Source organism: Paenibacillus sp. FSL R10-2788 (assembly GCF_038003885.1).
In the GTDB taxonomy this organism is placed as follows: Bacteria; Bacillota; Bacilli; order Paenibacillales; family Paenibacillaceae; genus Paenibacillus_AQ; species Paenibacillus_AQ odorifer.
Genome location: NZ_JBBOQA010000001.1, coordinates 5,370,410 through 5,387,610, shown reverse-complemented (window position 1 = coordinate 5,387,610; position 17,201 = coordinate 5,370,410). Strand labels below are relative to the sequence as shown.

Below are 17,201 nucleotides of genomic sequence, written 5' to 3'. Positions count from 1 at the left end.
CAGGTAATAAGGAATTTGAGTATGTATGCACGGAGGTGAAAGCAGTGGCAGATAAACGCGATTATTATGAAGTGCTTGGCCTAAGTAGAGATGCTTCAGACGATGAGGTGAAAAAAGCGTACCGGAAATTGGCGCGCCAATATCACCCAGACGTGAATAAAGCAGATGACGCTGAAGCTAAGTTTAAGGAAGTAAAAGAAGCTTATGATGTTCTTAGTGATGGACAACAGCGAGCTAGATATGACCAATATGGCCATATTGACCCTAACCAAGGTATGGGCGGCTTCGGAGGCGGCGGTGGTGGCGACTTCGGAGGACTTGGTGATATCTTTGATATGTTCTTCGGAGGCGGCGGACGCCGTGATCCTAACGCACCGCAGCGCGGTGGGGATTTGCAGTATACCATGACCATTGAATTCAAGGAAGCGGTATTCGGCAAAGAAACCGATATTACTATTCCACGTACAGAAACTTGCGATACCTGCTACGGCTCCGGGGCTAAACCGGGCACTAAACCAGAGACTTGTTCCGTATGTCATGGTAGTGGACAACAGGAATTCGTACAGAATACACCGCTTGGACAGATGCGTAATCGTCGTCCTTGTTCACATTGCAGTGGTACAGGTAAGATTATTAAGGAAAAATGTACAACTTGCAGCGGACAGGGTAAAGTTAAAAAGCAACGCAAGATCCATGTGCGTATCCCTGCCGGTGTTGATGACGGTGCACAGCTGCGCATGACTGGCGAAGGTGAAGGCGGCTTACGCGGCGGTCCTGCTGGAGACTTGTATATTGTTATCCGTGTTAAATCGCATGATTTCTTCGTGCGTGAGAACGATGATATTATGTGCGAGGTTCCACTTACGTTTGCACAGGCAGCACTTGGTGATGAGATTGAAATTCCAACCTTAACCGAAAAAGTGAAGCTGAAGATTCCTGCCGGAACGCAAACAGGCACTTTCTTCCGCCTCAAAGGTAAAGGTGTTCCACGTCTGCGTGGATCTGGCCAAGGTGATCAGCATGTACGAGTAATTGTTGTGACACCTAGCAAGCTCAATGAAGAGCAAAAAGAATTGCTACGCCAGTTCGCTTCTCTGAACGGAGAAAACACACATGAACACGAACAGTCCTTCTTTGATCGTGTGAAACGTGCGTTTCGCGGGGACTGATATCCTAACTCATTCATTCAGTAAATGAATAGAAAAAAGACAGCAGAGCAGCGGTCCTCCCGTTATTGGGGGATCGCTGCTCTGTGTTTTTGTTTAGCATGAGATTATAGCAGGGCCAGTTAACTGACCCCATGCAATTCTTTGGTTGAGCTGTAATGCTGGAACCTGGGGAATTTTGCGAGCTTGGCTAACTCGGAAAACCCGGAAAAGCCTGGCAGCTCGTGGTGAACTCGGCAAGCCCGGTAACTCCGGTAACTCCGGTAACTCCGGTAACTCCGGTAAACCCCGCCGAACCTCTGAACCCGAATCCCGTCCCCGAACCCTGAACCGCGAACCCTGAACTGCGAACCGCGAACCCCGAATCCCGAACCCCGAACCGCAAACCGCGAACCGCGAACCGCGAACCGCGAACCCCGAACCCCGAACCCCGAACCCCGAACCCCGAACCCCGAACCCCGAACCCCGAACCCCGAACCCCGAACCCCGAACCCCGAACCCCGAACCCCGAACCCCGAACCGCGAACCGCGAACCGCGAACCGCGAACCGCGAACCGCGAACCGCGAACCGCGAACCCCGAACCCCGAACCCCGAACCGCGAACCCCGAACCCCGAACCCCGAACCCCGAACCCCGAACCCCGAACCCCGAACCCTGTAACCTTGAAACCCCCGACTGGTCTTCATCTTTTTTTAACACACTATCTGTTTTGAATTATCTACGTGGGCATGGTAAATGTCGCATAATCCAGCATTTAAGTGCAACTGCGTCCGATAGCGCCGAGAATAATCATCTGAGTGGATAGGACCCAAAAGATGCTGGAGGCATACGGACCCAGTTGACGCTATTTGCAAATTTATCGCCTTTTGAGCGAAGTTTCGGACTCGAGTGCAGCTATTGCCCAGAAAAGTGCTCATATTTGGTGCTTTTCGTGCTAATAGTGACTATGGGGTCCGTTGGTATGGCAAATGTCGCATAATTCAGCGTTTAAGTGCAACTGTGTCCGATAGCGCTGAGAATAATCATCTGAGTGGATAGGACCCAGAAGACGCTGGAGGCTTGCGGACCCAGATGACGCTATTTGCACATTTTTCTCCTTTTGAGCGAAGTTTCGGACTCCATGGACCTCTGTCAAGAAAGTGGACAGTCACGCAACAGACATTCTAGTCAATTGCTCAGCAAAACGAACTGGAGAAAGATACCCCAGCGCGCCATGCATTCGCTTGCGGTTATAATAAAACTCAATATATTGAAAAAGTGTCTGGTAGGCTTGCTCCTTAGTTTTGAATCGTGGATTACAATAAATGAGCTCCTTTTTCAAAATGCTGTGCCACGACTCGATACAGGCGTTATCATAACAGTTACCTCTGCGGCTCATGCTGGACTCCATGCCATACGCTTTCAACTGCTTCGTGTATTCATGAGAAGTATATTGAGAACCTCTATCGGAGTGATGTAATAGACCCTTTTCCGGTTGTTTAGCTTCGTAAGCATCTTGTAAGGCGCCCGAAATTAAGCTAGTTTCCATATGGTTCTCCAAGCGCCACCCCACGATTTCGCGCGTGCAAAGGTCCATTACACTAGCCAGGTACAAGCGCCCTCCCCGGCAAGGAATGTACGTAATATCGGTAACCCATACTGAATTGGGTTTGAGTGTTTTAAATTGCTGGTTCAGCGTATTTGGGGCAATCGGATGGTCATGATTGGAGTCGGTGGTCTGTACGCGATACGTTTTGGAGACAATGGAGCGAAGCTTCATATGTCGCATGTACACACTCACCGTGCGTTCGGTAACGGTATAACCTTCTTGATGTAGCAGGCGGGTGATCTTCGGACTCCCATACCGCTTTTGATGGTCTGCAAAATGATACTGAATTCGCTTCATTATCGCAGCCTTACGAAGCATATGCGTACTGTTTTTTTCTGTCCGCCACTTGTAGTACCCGCTCCGTGACACATGTAGGGTCATGCACATCTTCTCCAAGAGAAACTCGGAGCGATGTTTTTCAATAAACTGGAATCTCAGTTCCTTGGTTTGCTGAAGATGTGCACTGCTTTTTTTACGATCGCTAATTCCTCTTCCACATCAGCAATCTTGTTATCTTTTTCTTGAAGTTGACGGCTCATTTCTTTCAACTGTGCCTCGAGTTCCCGTACTCGATCCACGCTAGCTGCCGGTTCATTCTTTAGTTCTCGATACTGGCTCATCCATTGATGCAGGGTACTTTTTGGGATGTTGAGCTCTTCCGCCAAGTCGCCCACTGTCTTTGTTTGCTCTTGAATGAACTGCACTGTCTGTTTTTTAAATTCTTCGTTATACCGTTGTCGATGTTCTCCCATGTAAACACACCTCCGTGGACTCATTATCGCCAGTCTGTTAACTACTGTCCACTTTTTATTCTAGCTTCACCAGTGCAGCTATTGCCTAGAAAAGTGCTCATATTTGGTGTTTTTCGTGCTAATAGCGACTATGAGGTCCGTTGGTATGGCAAATGTCGCATAATTCAGCGTTTAAGTGCAACTGTGTCCGATAGCGCTGAGAATAATCATCTGAGTGGATAGGACCCAGAAGACGCTGGAGGCATACGGACCCAGTTGGCGCTATTTGCACATTTTTCTCCTTTTGAGCGAAGTTTCGGACTCCAGTGCAGCTATTGCCCAGAAAAGCGCTTATATTTGGTGTTTTTCGTGCTAATAGCGACTATGGGGTCCGTTAGCATGGCAAATGTCGCATAATCCAGCATTTAAGTGCAACTGTGTCCGATAGTTGCCTCGTATGCGCCGCAGATGTGACCTAAAGCGAGAAAGCCCCAGCAGCCATCTGGCTGCTGGGGCTTTCTTTGAGAGTTCAACTAGATACTGTTTAAGAACGTAGGTCCTCGAACACGCGGCTCAGAATCGTTGCTGCCTGTGCCCGAGTCAGAGTACCTTGTGGATTGAAGTTGTCCGCGCCAACGCCCTTGAGATAACCTTTGCTTACCGCATAGGCTACGGCGTTACGTGCTTCTGCAGCGATGTTGTCGGCATCCTTAAAGCTCAAAGGAGTCTTAGCTACTGTAAGATCAGCACCTAGAGCTTCAGCAATGATAAGAGCTGCTTCTTCGCGAGTCAGCACATCACGTGAACCACTTTGTTTGATACGAGTATTCCAAGTGTCACCTTTTCCAAGTAGACGGTCGAAGAGCGTTAGTAGCTCCGCTTGATTTAAGGTGTCAGTAGGCTTGAAGCTGCCATCGGTTCCTTTGCCGGCAATGATACCATGAGCAGCAAGAACTTCGATATCGCCTTTAGCCCAGTGAGTGCCGATATCCTTGAAGCTTACATTACGGAATGCAACGCTATAAGAGCCGTCGCCAGTAACTGTAAACTGTAGAATACCTTCTTTAGAGAAAGATCCGGGTTGCAGATAGGACCACTTATGATCCTTTGTTTCTGCATAGGCGGCAGTTTTTCGAGCATCACGTAGACTGCTGTCTTTTAGATTAAGCTGAAGGGTAATCGGCTTTCCGGTTGTCCAACCATTTTTAATGGTCAGAATGGAAGAACCAATATTGATCGCAGCTGAGCTTCCTGATAAGACTGCTGTATCGCTAGCATCAGCCAGACTTATCGTAAGCAACAAACCACTGCTGCTAATGAAATCCGGAAGGGTTGCCGCTGGAATAAGAACATTGAACCCACTACCGTTAAGGCTGAGTGCATTCTCCGATTTCTTCAACTGTTCGGCTTGCGCCGGGGTAAGAGTAATAACGACTTGGCTATACTTATTGAAATTCACATCGCTAAGATCAAGTACAGAAGTCTTATCTTTTGCATTCTGGATCGAATTTGTTAATGCAGCATCTAAGATGTTAAACACCGTTGAAGGTTTACCACCAGCTGGATCAGCTGTCTCTACTAGCTTCCCGGATTTCAAAGAAGGTCCAGGAGTGGGAGTGCTGGTTGCTGTAGATACATAGGTCTCAGAAGATGGAGAAGACGTAGGTGATGGTGTCGGTGTTGGCGTTTCTGTTGGATCTGGCGTTGCTGATGGTGTTGGTGTCGGTGTCGGTGTTGGCGTTGGTGTAGGTTTTTCAGGTGTGCTTACAGTTACACTTACTGTTCTCAAACCAGATGGGATAGTTGATGTTGTGGCATCATTCCAAATCTGGACATCATATAGCTCAAAGGAATAATCTCCTGCTGTTGCTGGTTCGAAGGTTATTTGGGCTAGTGAGCCAGAGCCGTGATAAGCACCTCCTGACAGATTGACACTATATTGTGTCAGTTTGTGGCCGTCTCCAAGGTCATACGTTTGTGAATATTCTGTAAGTGGAACACTAGAGAAATGCTCCTCTTGATACGTAACCAGCTGTACGCTTGGCTGGATTACCGGTGTTTCAAGGGAATTATCGTATATGACACCGAATGAAGCCCCATAGACGCCATAAACCTCGTCTGTCACGGAATAATCTAAATCAACGGTCACAGATTGTCCTACTTCAATGGTGGATGCAGAAAGAGCCGGAGTTACTGTGAAAGTACCATCCCCTGTGCTATAAAGCAGCCGCTGAACGTAATCATCGTCGTCTGCACCATTCCCCACTTTATCGACCACATGGACTTTGTACTCATTTAGCCCCTCGTTAACAGGAACATCAATGGTAAAGGCACCGTTATTTGCAATCACACCGCCAAATTTATAAGCATTCCCATCATAATGTTTGCCTTCGGCATATACGGTAAACCAGTTTCCAATAGGGTTTGTATTAGAAATATAATAGGCCATTAGGTCATCATCAATAAAACCACTAATTTGTGCCACGCCAGGATCGGTTGGCGCTTCGCGTTCATACTCCTCAATGGTGATGCCGGAAACTAGCGGCTTCTCGGTATCAATTGTGAACTCGGCCTTTTGTTTCTCGAGCAGTTGCCCATTGGGAAGCACGGGAATGATGTAGTAGTGACCATCTGCTAAAGTAGACTTGGCGGAGGTCTCCAGGTCTGTTAATGTTCCATCCCAATTTGGAACTTCGTATACGCCACGATAGATCTTCTCGTCGATTGCATAAACTTCACCTAAAACTGTTGCAGGAGCATCTTTTGAAGAGGTAACGAAACTTATGCTTTCCAGCTCTTCATTGACAGAAAAGGTAAAGGTGGTGTCGTCTGAGCGACCATCCCCATTAGGTGAAATTTGTGGACTTTCAAAAGAGAGCTGATTAATAGGTGCTACATTATATTGGTCACCTACGACAACGTTAAATGGCAGACGAAGGGTTTCCGTATCAGAGGTAAGTAACAGGATGCCTTCATATGCGCCCTCTTTTGCTGTTTTAGATACATTGAGTGCAAATTGTGCATATTGATCTACACCTGAGGTAACGCTGTGTGGTGCAAAATCAATACTAATATCACTAGGCACTTCTGTCAGCCATTTGGTGGACAGGGTGTATGTTTCTCCATTCCCTTTAAAGTCCTCTACATAGACAGCTTTCGTTACGGTAACACCCTTTGGCTGTAAGCCGAAGGACAAGGAACCTGTGTAATAAGGGATTTCAACAGTACCGGGAAGTCCACTATTAAGGATTTCTCCGACTTTAGCAATGGATTTAGCGTTTATCGACTTCTCCAGATTAATTAAACCTGCACCTTGTTGGTACAAGGAGTAAGAATTCCCATCACGTTTAAAAATAGGATCAGCATTGTTCATCAGCAGGGCTTTAATTTCATTTGGCTTCAGATCAGAGTTTTTACTCAGTAACAAAGCCACAGCTCCTACAACATGTGGGGTTGCCATGCTAGTGCCATTTTTTAAGCCGAAAGCATGGTCATAGTTCCCATCCCAGCTAGGGACTGTCGAGTTGATATTGACTCCGGGCGCTACAACATCAGGTTTTATTAGATAATCTGGCATCCCCGGACCCATAGAACTGAAGTTTGCTAACTGATTTACTTCAAGCGCTATATAGTAACTGATTATATCTTTAGCCGCAGCCATCTGAGTTTTTATTTTTTTGCCATCGGCTTGACTGATTCCGTAGGTAGGAATGTAATCCCCAGGCGCACCAAGGGTGGGGCTGATTTCACCAGGCTCATTATTGGCAATCAGCAAAAGCTTCGCACCAGCAACTTTGGCATTAAGAGATTTGTCTGAGAAGCTCAGCGAGCCCCGATCAACAAGCACTACCTTATCTTTGACATCCAGATTTTTGTAATCGGAAGGACTCCCAAGACCAGCGAAAACGATCTTACTGCCAGCAATATTATCGATTAAATCTGGGGAGTAACTGGCTAATGTCCCGGGAATCTTTTTAACATCGCCAATATCAAAGAAAGGGGTATTTATCGGAGTAGTAGAAGCTCCAACACTAAGCGCGAGTTGGGCACCAGCGGGTTCGCCCAGTGTTCCTGCATCCGGTCCAGCGTTACCGGCGGCAACAATAACATTCACGCCCGATTTTACGGTATTGTCTATCGCGATTGAACTCGCGGAATAGCTTTGGTTGACACTAGAGCCTAGAGAAAGGTTAATAACATCTGCTCCGTCATCGACCGCTTTCTCAATACCCGCAATTACATCTGCTGTGGAACCAGATCCATAGGGACCAAGTACGCGATATGCATACAATTCTACCTCAGGTGCCACATCTAAAATTGTCCCGGCAACGTGTGTACCATGCGAGGTTTCGTAAGGAGTACCTGCTCTTGGAGGGAAGTTAGCATCAGGGGCTGTTTCAGCCGGATCGTCATCCTGATCATATACATCATAGCCGCCTTTATAATTATCTTTTAGCAAAGGGTGATTCTTATCAATACCAGTATCGACAACCGCTACCTGTACATCTTTGCCTGTGTAACCTAAATCATGTAGTTTGTCCGCGCCTATTAGCTTACCGCTGTCTGAATAGGAACGTGTAGCAGGTAATGTCGCCACTTCAACACTGTCTTCTAGTGCATGTACTTCTTCATTCGGATAAATAGCCGCAACGCCTGGAAGCTCTAACAGCTTGTTTACTTGATTGGCTGGCAGCGTAATGGAATACCCGTTAAAAATCTCACTGTATTCAAAACCGATATCGGCATCGATTTTCTGTGTTGAGGAAATAAAGCTTTTATGCTCTGAGATAATTTTACTGCGTTGTGAGGAGACTGAGGATCGTAAAGAATAAGTTTTTGCCTCATTTACATACACGCTGACTGGTTTATTAGTCAATTCCACAATCACTGAAACTGGTGCTGAACCTTTGAGTACTCCAGCATAGTTATGAGGGGTCACACTTTGAGACTGTACATCCGTAACCAGGGTTGAAGATTCAAGGGATGAGTTCGCAAATGCAGCTGATGGAAAAAGAACAGACACAGCCAGTCCGAAGCTTGCCGCTCCAATACCAAATCTTTGAATAGAGTGTTTAAAGGTACGTTTCAAATAAGTTCATCCTCCCAAATGAATTTTTTTGTATTGCATTGTGTGTCTGTGGTTCTCCTCCTCCATATAAAATGTAAAAAATTATGAAAATTAAATTTATTCTACAGCTATAACTTCAAATCGAATATACAACTTTAGTACCATATTGCAGCGAAGCGTTGAGGAAAATGTCGAATTCCCAGTAGATAAGTGGAATATAAGAAAATCAGAGCATAAAACAAGTGAAATTAAGACAATATAAATGAATGCAACAGATATCTGAATTTCAAGCGAGAGCGGGGATAAGATGTCGGAAAGATATATTTTGGCATATTTTAAAAGTCCAGAGGAAGCCGAAGGTGTCGCGCGCAAGCTTCGAGCACTTCGGGCCATTGAAGTTTCCATTGATCGCTTCAGTAGATATGGAGGTACCAGCTTTAGCTCAGGGGTAAATCCGGTGACAGGCAATGTGGCCAGAATGGACTCCATGACTGCTGAGCACGCACACACAGGCATACTTGCAGCTGCGGACACCAGCTCTAGCGGAATGAGTCATGGTGGTAACGGAGGTCCAACGGGGAGAGATATTTTGCTTACGGTTATTGTGCATACGGAGTCCTACGATCAGGCTCTGCGCTTAATTGAAGAAGCAGGCGGGATGGTCTGATCAGGCACTTCATTAAGTAAGAAGAAAGGAGACGAACAATGGATAGAGAAAACTCACAAATCTTCTCCAAGACGGAGAAATTGAAAATGTTATATGAAGCTAAAGCGGAGGATGTAGAATTCTCGGCGGCGGAAGCCGATCTTGATGATATTGAAGCTCAGGATCGCGCACAAGAAGCGGACAAACGTCAGCTGAATGAGATTATGAAGAAAGAATAGCAGCTAAAAAAGCTAAGGCGGATACCTCACTTTGTGGGGTATTTTTGTGTTTGGGCATGTATAATTAGGGCGAAGAGCTTAAGTGTGGGGGGAGAAGATGGATAACGTTATTTTGTGGACAGGATTAGCCTTATTGATCGCACTATTAACCTATTTGAACCAGAAGCAGTTGTACTCTCCAAAAGTAAAACGGGCCTATCGTGAGTTGCGGGAGCTGACAGAGAAGGTTCGTATGGAGCGCTCTGAGGCGAGCGATTTGTATCGATGGGAAGCAGAATTAACCGAACTAGAGAATCATCCGAACGAACTGAATAAATTGGATGCCGAAATTAGGTTTCATCACGCATTTTTGTTATATCTTGAACGTCACTACCCTTCAGACCCAAGGATTATTGGTTTGAAGCAAGCTGACGCATATCAGAAGGATATGGTTTTGGGGATTAAAATAAAAGATTATAAATCCAATTAATAAGATACTTTTGACTGTACGTACAATGGGAGAAGGAATATATTCGCACAGGTCGCAGACAACTGCTGCATGAAGCGAAGGTAGACGTAGCTTGCTGCACCGCAGCCTGGCTGGAGTGCATTTGATTCGGATGAACTGCCATATTTTGCTGCGTGCTCGTAACGAGGGAACGACTGAAATAGTGGTAAAATAAAGTTGATTTGTGGTTGGAATCTGAAAATTGAAATTAGTAACGGGATTGAGAATGATAGAATTTGAAAATGAAATTGAGAGTTGAACCCTAGCTGATATTTGCAGCTGGGTTTTTTTGTTATGAGATCAGAAAAATGAACTAAATTAGGGCAAGCTTTTAGCTTATAAGTAAGGCTACCGCTAAGAAGAATTTGGGCGTCTCATAGTCGACGTAGCTGTAGATGCATTTCTGTTGGAATTGGATATAATTTTCGGCATGATTGAGGTTGGAAAATGATTAATTAGGGAAAACCTCCCTGAAAAACGCTCGAAAAGATAGAAAAAGCCTGATTTCATGAGTTTTTGGGGAGTATTTCCCTAAAAGATAGATCATCCTTCGAATCTTGCACATCATTAGGGAAGTTTTCCCTAATTATCATTATTTTCAATTATATTAACGTCTGCAGATGTTATAAATATTTTAAGTAAAATAGCTAATATCACACTACAAATTAAGGATGTATAATTATTCGAATATACTAACTACGACCAATCAAGTATTGAATTTTTTCAGGGGGAATTAGAATGGGGCTGGTACACTCTCAAGGAGTTACTGATGGGCTTGTTGTTAGATCTTTAGAAAGAAATTTAGCTATTATCCGGTTTGACCTTGATCGCCGAGTTGCTTATGTGAATGAGGTTTTTGCAAATTCCATGGGATATAAAAAAGATGAAATGTACGGAATGCATCATAAAGAGTTCTGTTTTCCACATTTCGCAGATAGCCCAGGTTACGAACGGTTTTGGCAGGATCTTTTTACAGGGAAGAGTTTTCAGGATAAGATCGAACGAATGGATTCGAAAGGAAATGCGGTTTGGCTTGAAGCCACCTACATGCCAGTGTTTGATGAAAGCAATGAACAAGTCATCGGAGTATCTAAAATAGCAACTAATATCACCCAAAGACAAAGCAACATGAGTAATGTTGTACTACGGATGCAAGAGATGGCAGATAGCTTGAATCAAAGAGCAGATTTAGGTATTGAGCGCAGTCAAGAATTATTACGAAGCATCAACAAAATCGCCGAAGTATCGATAGAAAATACACATACTCTAGCTAATCTTGAAAAGCAAGCTGTATCGATTCATAGCATCGTGCAAACGATTCGTGATATTGCTTCGCAAACGCAATTATTAGCCCTAAATGCTGCTATTGAGGCAGCGCATGCCGGGGAGTATGGCCGAGGTTTTGACGTGGTGGCAAAAGAAGTAAGAAAGTTATCTTCCATGGTACAAGATTCGATCATAAAGGTACGGGATAGTGTGGATGCGATCACGCTGGAAATTGGAAAGATCTCTATAGGTACAAATCAAGTGCAAGAAAATATAGAAGATAGTCAGCAGCAGGTTCTGGTGGCGTTGGAGGATTTTTCGAAGATTGCTTCATCTGCACAAAATCTCGACACACAAGCGCGTGAAGTTATGGATATTCTCTAGCAGCAGTATGTATGTTGATAGATTGAATATCAGCAAAAAAGGGTCGGTCTCCTACTTGCGAGAGATAGACCCTTTTAATTGTTGGTATTATCCGATTTTGTTAACAATCAAGGTAGGAATCATATATCTATGATTTATGATGACTCCGTTAACTCCGGTGTTACCAGAAGCACCAGTCGTGCCAGTGACTCCAGTCGCGCCCGTAGCTCCCGTCACTCCAGTAACTCCCGTGTCCCCAATCGCCCCATCAGAGCCAGTCCCACCTTTAGCCCCATCACCCCAGTAGCGCCTGTCGCGCCAGTTGCCCCATCATACCCAAGTAATTCTGCTGTAACTAATCGATGCGGGGCTACTAATCTTTCTGCACTGTCTTTACCCCAAAATGAGAGTTGAATTGGATGATCTGGCAAACTAGCAGTTGTGAAAAAAAATTCGAAAGTATCAAAATCCGCAAAATAATTTTTAGTTATTACTTGATTTGGCATCACATCTAGCAGATCGCATACATATTGAATTCTTTCTCATTCATGTAGTAGCCTTCGATCAGAACTGTGGAAGCAATCTGACCGCTACCATTAGCAATTTTGACCGTGACCTGTTGTGTAAGTCTTGTGTTGTTTTCTGAGTTAACATTGTTTTCTATCGGACCAGTAGTTAAAAGAGTCATTGTCCTTCCTCCATTTGCTTCATTCAGATTATTAAGCCCGTTTGATTTTCCCTATGTCTTTAAGAGTAGCGATAGTTTATGCTCAGAAAAACGAACCTTTTCCAAGGATTGGTTGTCATATAGATATCTCAGTCAAGAAAGGAGGGCGCAAGATTTGGAGAGTAACCGGGAGTTATTTGAAACCTACAATAAAGATGTATACCGGACTTGCTACTATATGGTGCATGACGCGGCGGATGCAGAGGATTTGACTCAGGATGTCTTTATTACAGTATTTCGCAGCAATCGTGAGCACGTGGAGCATATCAAGGCTTGGATTATGAAAATAACGGTCAACCATTGCCTCAATCATTTGAAACGAAAACGAACCTTGCAACAGAAGATAACGGACAACCTTCATTTCTTTAATAAAACGGCAGAAACAGCTGTGGAGCAGCAGATTGAGCAGCGTGAGACGGAGGTCGAGTGGGCGCAATATATGAGCCAGGTCCCTATCAAACTTAGGATGGTGCTCACACTTAGGTATATGCATGATTTCAGTCTGGCTGAAATTTCGGATCTGCTGTCCATTCCACTTGGAACGACCAAATCTAGGCTGCATAAAGGACTAACGGTAATGAGGAGAATCCTGCAGGAGGCTGGGGTTCAAATTGAACTAAAGGAGGGCGAAGCTTTTGAAAAAGTTAGAAAATATGCTGGAGCATCGTTTAAATGAAGATAAAGGCGTGCCTTATCCAGATTTTGAACGCATGTGGGGACGTTTAGAGCAAGAAAACAGTACAATGACTCCCCTACAACTTCGTATGGCCAATGGTAGCGGGAACAGAGGGAGAAACTGGAGTAAAATAGCTGTGGTTGCTTCATTTTCAGTACTTATTGCAGCGGCACCCGTATATGCGGCAGTGCATTATGATTGGGATAATTTGCTCCATGGGAGAGGAGGCGTTCAAGCAGCGCTGGCCCAAAATCTCGGACAACAACTGAACCAGTCGGTGACACAGGATGGAGTAACTCTGAAGCTACATACAGCGATTGTGGATGAGAATCGGACGGTTATCTTATTCACTTTGGATGTAGGAAAACGCTTGGAAAATGAAAATTGGAATGTTAAAGGAATGACTTTGAAGGGCGCAGATGGGGCGAATGGTCCCAGTGAGTTCAGTTATGTGTTATGGGATGAGAAAAATCAACATTACAACGGATATTTCGAGAGTGATTGGACACCGAAAAAGGATACTGTGAATGTGCAATTAGTTGCAGATAATCTGCAAGCCTTTAGCACACAGGAGTTAGATTTACCGCTGGATATCCAATCGCAGGAGACACAAAAGTTTCCTATTGGACAGGAAGGCATGCGCAGCATAGAGGTGAAACCTTTTACCCAAGGACAAGAAAAAATATTATTCTCTTCAGCGATCATTTTTGATCAGCCAGAAACAAAAGAATGGGCCTTTCCAAATATAGTCGCTTACAAAAACGGAACGCTCATAAATTCGCTGGCAGGAGGTGCTTTCGGTACACCGGGAGAAAACGGGGAATATACGTCCCAGCAATATTTTAAGGCGGCTGATATTTCCAGCGGAGAAGTGAATTACAAGCTGCAGTACATGAAACAAGAGAAAAAGGTTGAGGGGCCACTAGCTTTTGATCTTCAATTAAGCAAAAAGCAGATGGAGAGCGGAACCATAAATACTTCATTGAATCTGCCGCTAGAAGAGGGCGAACCTAATTACACGCTGGAGAAAATGGTAGTGACGCCTACTCAAATTCGAATCGCCATTAGAAGTAAAGAGAAAGGCAACAATTTCCCGTATCAAAAGTCTACTCTTGAAGTAGCAGGCAAGACGCTGGAGGGCAATTTCTGGAGATCTCCAGAAGGTGAGCCGGAATTAACAGTGCTTCGTTTTGAGCGGCCAGTTGACCTTGAAATCACAGAAGAGACGCCAATTACCTTTGTTGCTAAATACAAGGTGACTCAGCACGGCAGCTATAAAATTAACAAGGACGAAAAAACACCACTTCTGTTGACGAATATATCTGATAAGAAACAGACGCTTATCCAGCAGCTTAGCGGTTATCCGGTAAAATGGACGTACTATATGCAGGGTGCCGATCTTTATGTAGAGACTGAAAGTGAAGATGCTCGCTTCGGTGGAATTAACCAGACCCATATCGGACTGGGGAAAGAGCGTATTTTAGGTAAACCTCTGACCGTTAATTTCACGGGGGATGGAAACAATAAGGCCATTGATGTTTACAAGGGTTTCAAAGGTACAGAAGCTTCTATTTATATATTCTTCTATACGACTGACGATCCGGATAAAGAAACAAGAGTGCAGCTGCGGCCATAGAAATTTTTTTTTAGGGAGGAACCTTGTGTTCTTCCCTTTTTTTCGTTTACAGTGAGTAGATGCTGAGTGGACTCAGGGAGGATTAGCGTAAAGGAGAGAAAAGGATGGAAATCACTCGCTGTGCTTGGGTTAATGAGGATCCTTTATATATCGCATACCATGATGAAGAGTGGGGTAAACCTCTGTATGATGACCGGAAGCTGTTTGAATTACTTATGCTCGAAGGCATGCAGGCAGGATTAAGCTGGTACACCGTCTTAAAAAAGCGGGCACATTACAGAGAGGTATTTGATGGATTTGATCCGGAAAAGATTGTGCATTATGATGAGCCGAAAATTGCTGAGCTGATGAACGATCCCGGGATTATTAGAAATCGCTTAAAGATTGATTCTATCATTCGTAATGCAAGCGTATATTTGCAAATTAGTGCGGAAACAGGCAGCTTTGCAGATTATCTCTGGAGTTTTGTGGGGGGTGCACCTTCGATTAACCATTGGAAGACACGTGCGGATGTCCCTGCTTCGACGGCTCAGTCTGACGCAATGAGTAAAGCATTAAAAAAGCGAGGCATGAAGTTTGTCGGCTCTACCATATGTTATGCTTTTATACAGGCATCGGGGATGGTAGATGATCATTCGCTCGATTGCTTTTGCAGGAGTAGCACGGGCATGGCAGAGCGTTGATCTGTAGTTTGGCGTTACCCCAAGAAGAAATGTTATACTATGAAGCGAATGCTCACAAAACTAAGTCTATGCTTACGAAGTCAGTTTTGCACGAAGTCAATCAATGAAGCTAACGCTCACAAAACTTTAGGAGGATCACATAAAGATGTTATGGCATGAAGTGACGATACATACAACAGAAGATGCACAAGAAATGATTTCGAATTTTTTATATGAAGCAGGAGCGGGTGGGGTTTCTATTGAAGAATCCGGAACACTCAGTAAAGAGCGGAATACGCGTTACGGTGAATTATACGACCAACCCTTGAATGATATCCCAGAAGGGGAAGCGGTAATCAAAGGTTATTATGCCGATTCCACGGATATGGATGCTGTTATAGAAGAACTGACTCCACGGGTAGCAGAATTGCGTGAGTACGGTATTGATCCGGGCAAATCGCTGATTTCTTGGAAAACCGTAGATGAAGACGAATGGGCGCATGCTTGGAAGCAATATTTTAAACCGCTCAGGGTATCGGAGCGTCTCACGATTAAACCAACTTGGGAGGAATATACGCCTGAGAGCCCCGATGAGGCAATCATTGAGCTGGACCCTGGTATGGCATTTGGTACAGGGACTCACCCTACAACAGCTTTGTGCCTGCGTGCGCTCGAGAAGAATATTAGCGGCGGTGAAGAAGTAATCGATGTTGGTACGGGTTCAGGAATATTGGCTGTAGGTGCGATGCTGCTTGGTGCGAAATCCGTGCTGGCGTTAGATTTGGACCCTGTAGCTGTTGAAAGTGCGCGCGAGAATGTAGCACTGAACAAACTTGAGAAGTTCATTACGGTAAAAGAAAGCGACCTGCTCTCCTTGCTAGGCGGTGAAGGCGTAGCTGACACAGCTGCTGGAGAAATGTGGCCATCCGCTAGACCGGGTCACACTCTTGAGGGAACACCTGCTGAGCAAGTAACAGAGGATAGTCTTGGCGTTACACTCCCAGTGAAGATTGTAGTTGCGAATATTTTGGCAGAAATCATCGTATTGTTTACGGATGACGTGTATCGTGCACTTCAGCCAGGAGGCTTGTATATTACCTCTGGTATTTACAAGGATAAAGAAGGACTTGTGGCTAACGCACTACAAGAGTCCGGCTTTGAGATTATGGAAGTATCCCGTGAAGAAGATTGGGTGGCATTTACAGCCGGAAAGAGGTAAAAATGGATATATTGCAAAGTATAATACGTGTAGATCTGGATCAGCTTCCTTTTCTGCTCATTACGATTTTAATTGCTTTTACAGTACATGAATTCAGTCATGCTTATTTCGCCAATAAGTTCGGTGACCCTACCGCTAGATTATTAGGACGCATGACGCTTAACCCTGCTGTACACTTCGATTTTTTTGGTATTTTACTGCTGCTGGTTGCTGGTTTCGGGTGGGCGCGTCCGGTTCCTGTAAACCGCGATAACTTTAGCCGCCCCCGTCTGATGGGAGTCATTGTGTCTGCTGCGGGCCCAATCAGTAACCTGTTACTAGGGATTATTGGTGCTTTAATATATGGGGTGCTTGCGGCAACTGGTGTATTAGAGTCGATCTCCAATGACCGCGTATTAGAGGCAGTGTATTTGTTCTTTGGCACCTTTATTCAATGGAACTTCTTTCTATTCTTATTCAATCTGATTCCATTGCCTCCGCTGGATGGCTACCGGATTGTGGAGGATATTGCCCCTCGCTCTATTCGGGGCAAATTACAGCAATTTGAGCAATGGGCTGTATTTATCTTTTTATTAATTCTGTTTATTCCAGGGTTACGAACCTATACCATTGATCCTCTTGGCCACTGGGCTAGTGAAATGTCGAGAACATTTGTGCAGCTATTCCTAAGAATGTTTGGCAGCTAAGGTAGGGACTGAAGTCTGGTCAACCCTGCTTAAACATTGTA

17 protein-coding genes are annotated in these 17,201 nt (G+C 44.8%); 10 read left to right on the top strand and 7 right to left on the bottom strand.

Going from position 1 to position 17,201, the window contains the following annotated elements:
* The first annotated feature begins 44 nt into the window (after positions 1-44).
* Positions 45-1,169 (top strand): molecular chaperone DnaJ, encoded by a 1,125-nt coding sequence (dnaJ, locus tag NSQ50_RS24015; RefSeq protein ID WP_038572930.1) that lies wholly within the window; start codon positions 45-47, stop codon positions 1,167-1,169.
* A 187-nt stretch (positions 1,170-1,356) separates the two neighbouring features.
* Here dnaJ and NSQ50_RS24010 read toward each other — a convergent pair whose 3' ends face one another.
* The 4 genes from NSQ50_RS24010 to NSQ50_RS23995 form a co-directional block, all read right to left on the bottom strand.
* The gene (locus tag NSQ50_RS24010; RefSeq protein WP_155288180.1) at positions 1,357-1,551 is read right to left on the bottom strand and encodes a hypothetical protein; all 195 of its coding nucleotides are present in this window, start codon (positions 1,549-1,551) and stop codon (positions 1,357-1,359) included.
* A 762-nt stretch (positions 1,552-2,313) separates the two neighbouring features.
* Entirely contained in the window at positions 2,314-3,177 is an 864-nt protein-coding gene (locus NSQ50_RS24005; protein WP_339279741.1) for an IS3 family transposase, read from the bottom strand.
* Between the two features lie 11 nt (positions 3,178-3,188).
* Positions 3,189-3,506, bottom strand: a complete 318-nt coding sequence (locus NSQ50_RS24000; RefSeq protein WP_036683594.1) for a transposase — start codon at positions 3,504-3,506, stop codon at positions 3,189-3,191.
* Positions 3,507-4,029: 523 nt separating this feature from the next.
* A complete protein-coding gene (locus NSQ50_RS23995) occupies positions 4,030-8,574 on the bottom strand; it encodes a S8 family serine peptidase (protein ID WP_081386859.1) in 4,545 nt (1,514 codons plus the stop codon).
* A 286-nt stretch (positions 8,575-8,860) separates the two neighbouring features.
* Between NSQ50_RS23995 and NSQ50_RS23990 the strand changes: the two genes are divergently transcribed.
* The 4 genes from NSQ50_RS23990 (at position 8,861) to NSQ50_RS23975 (ending at position 11,575) form a co-directional block, all read left to right on the top strand.
* On the top strand, positions 8,861-9,220 hold the full coding sequence (locus NSQ50_RS23990; RefSeq protein ID WP_036683926.1) for a hypothetical protein: 360 nt from the start codon (positions 8,861-8,863) through the stop codon (positions 9,218-9,220).
* Positions 9,221-9,258: 38 nt separating this feature from the next.
* Complete coding sequence (locus NSQ50_RS23985; RefSeq protein ID WP_036683923.1) at positions 9,259-9,438, top strand: YfhD family protein; 180 nt, start codon at positions 9,259-9,261, stop codon at positions 9,436-9,438.
* Between the two features lie 97 nt (positions 9,439-9,535).
* Positions 9,536-9,907, top strand: a complete 372-nt coding sequence (locus tag NSQ50_RS23980) for a hypothetical protein (RefSeq protein ID WP_036683921.1) — start codon at positions 9,536-9,538, stop codon at positions 9,905-9,907.
* A gap of 756 nt (positions 9,908-10,663) precedes the next feature.
* Complete coding sequence (locus NSQ50_RS23975) at positions 10,664-11,575, top strand: methyl-accepting chemotaxis protein (protein ID WP_076222963.1); 912 nt, start codon at positions 10,664-10,666, stop codon at positions 11,573-11,575.
* A gap of 87 nt (positions 11,576-11,662) precedes the next feature.
* Here NSQ50_RS23975 and NSQ50_RS23970 read toward each other — a convergent pair whose 3' ends face one another.
* From NSQ50_RS23970 to NSQ50_RS23960, 3 genes are read right to left on the bottom strand one after another with little or no spacing between them, the layout of a single operon-like run.
* Positions 11,663-11,791 carry a hypothetical protein gene (locus NSQ50_RS23970; RefSeq protein WP_268748658.1) on the bottom strand — a complete coding sequence of 43 codons (129 nt, stop codon included), beginning with the start codon at positions 11,789-11,791 and terminating at the stop codon, positions 11,663-11,665.
* Positions 11,788-12,060 (bottom strand): hypothetical protein, encoded by a 273-nt coding sequence (locus NSQ50_RS23965; RefSeq protein ID WP_051491299.1) that lies wholly within the window; start codon positions 12,058-12,060, stop codon positions 11,788-11,790. The genes NSQ50_RS23970 and NSQ50_RS23965 overlap by 4 nt, the downstream gene beginning before the upstream one ends.
* Positions 12,061-12,065: 5 nt before the next feature.
* Positions 12,066-12,242: a hypothetical protein gene (locus NSQ50_RS23960; RefSeq protein ID WP_155986568.1), complete on the bottom strand. Its 177-nt coding sequence runs from the start codon at positions 12,240-12,242 to the stop codon at positions 12,066-12,068.
* Positions 12,243-12,396: 154 nt separating this feature from the next.
* Here NSQ50_RS23960 and NSQ50_RS23955 point away from each other — a divergent pair, with 154 nt between their 5' ends.
* The 5 genes from NSQ50_RS23955 (at position 12,397) to NSQ50_RS23935 (ending at position 17,160) form a co-directional block, all read left to right on the top strand.
* Positions 12,397-12,957, top strand: a complete 561-nt coding sequence (locus tag NSQ50_RS23955; protein WP_036683913.1) for an RNA polymerase sigma factor — start codon at positions 12,397-12,399, stop codon at positions 12,955-12,957.
* Positions 12,917-14,593 carry a DUF4179 domain-containing protein gene (locus NSQ50_RS23950; RefSeq protein ID WP_094902311.1) on the top strand — a complete coding sequence of 559 codons (1,677 nt, stop codon included), beginning with the start codon at positions 12,917-12,919 and terminating at the stop codon, positions 14,591-14,593. The genes NSQ50_RS23955 and NSQ50_RS23950 overlap by 41 nt, the downstream gene beginning before the upstream one ends.
* 104 nt (positions 14,594-14,697) lie before the next feature.
* Positions 14,698-15,276, top strand: a complete 579-nt coding sequence (locus NSQ50_RS23945; RefSeq protein WP_036683910.1) for a DNA-3-methyladenine glycosylase I — start codon at positions 14,698-14,700, stop codon at positions 15,274-15,276.
* A gap of 145 nt (positions 15,277-15,421) precedes the next feature.
* Positions 15,422-16,474 (top strand): 50S ribosomal protein L11 methyltransferase, encoded by a 1,053-nt coding sequence (gene prmA, locus NSQ50_RS23940; RefSeq protein WP_036683907.1) that lies wholly within the window; start codon positions 15,422-15,424, stop codon positions 16,472-16,474.
* A 2-nt stretch (positions 16,475-16,476) separates the two neighbouring features.
* Positions 16,477-17,160, top strand: a complete 684-nt coding sequence (locus tag NSQ50_RS23935; RefSeq protein ID WP_036683904.1) for a site-2 protease family protein — start codon at positions 16,477-16,479, stop codon at positions 17,158-17,160.
* The last annotated feature ends 41 nt before the right edge of the window (positions 17,161-17,201 follow it).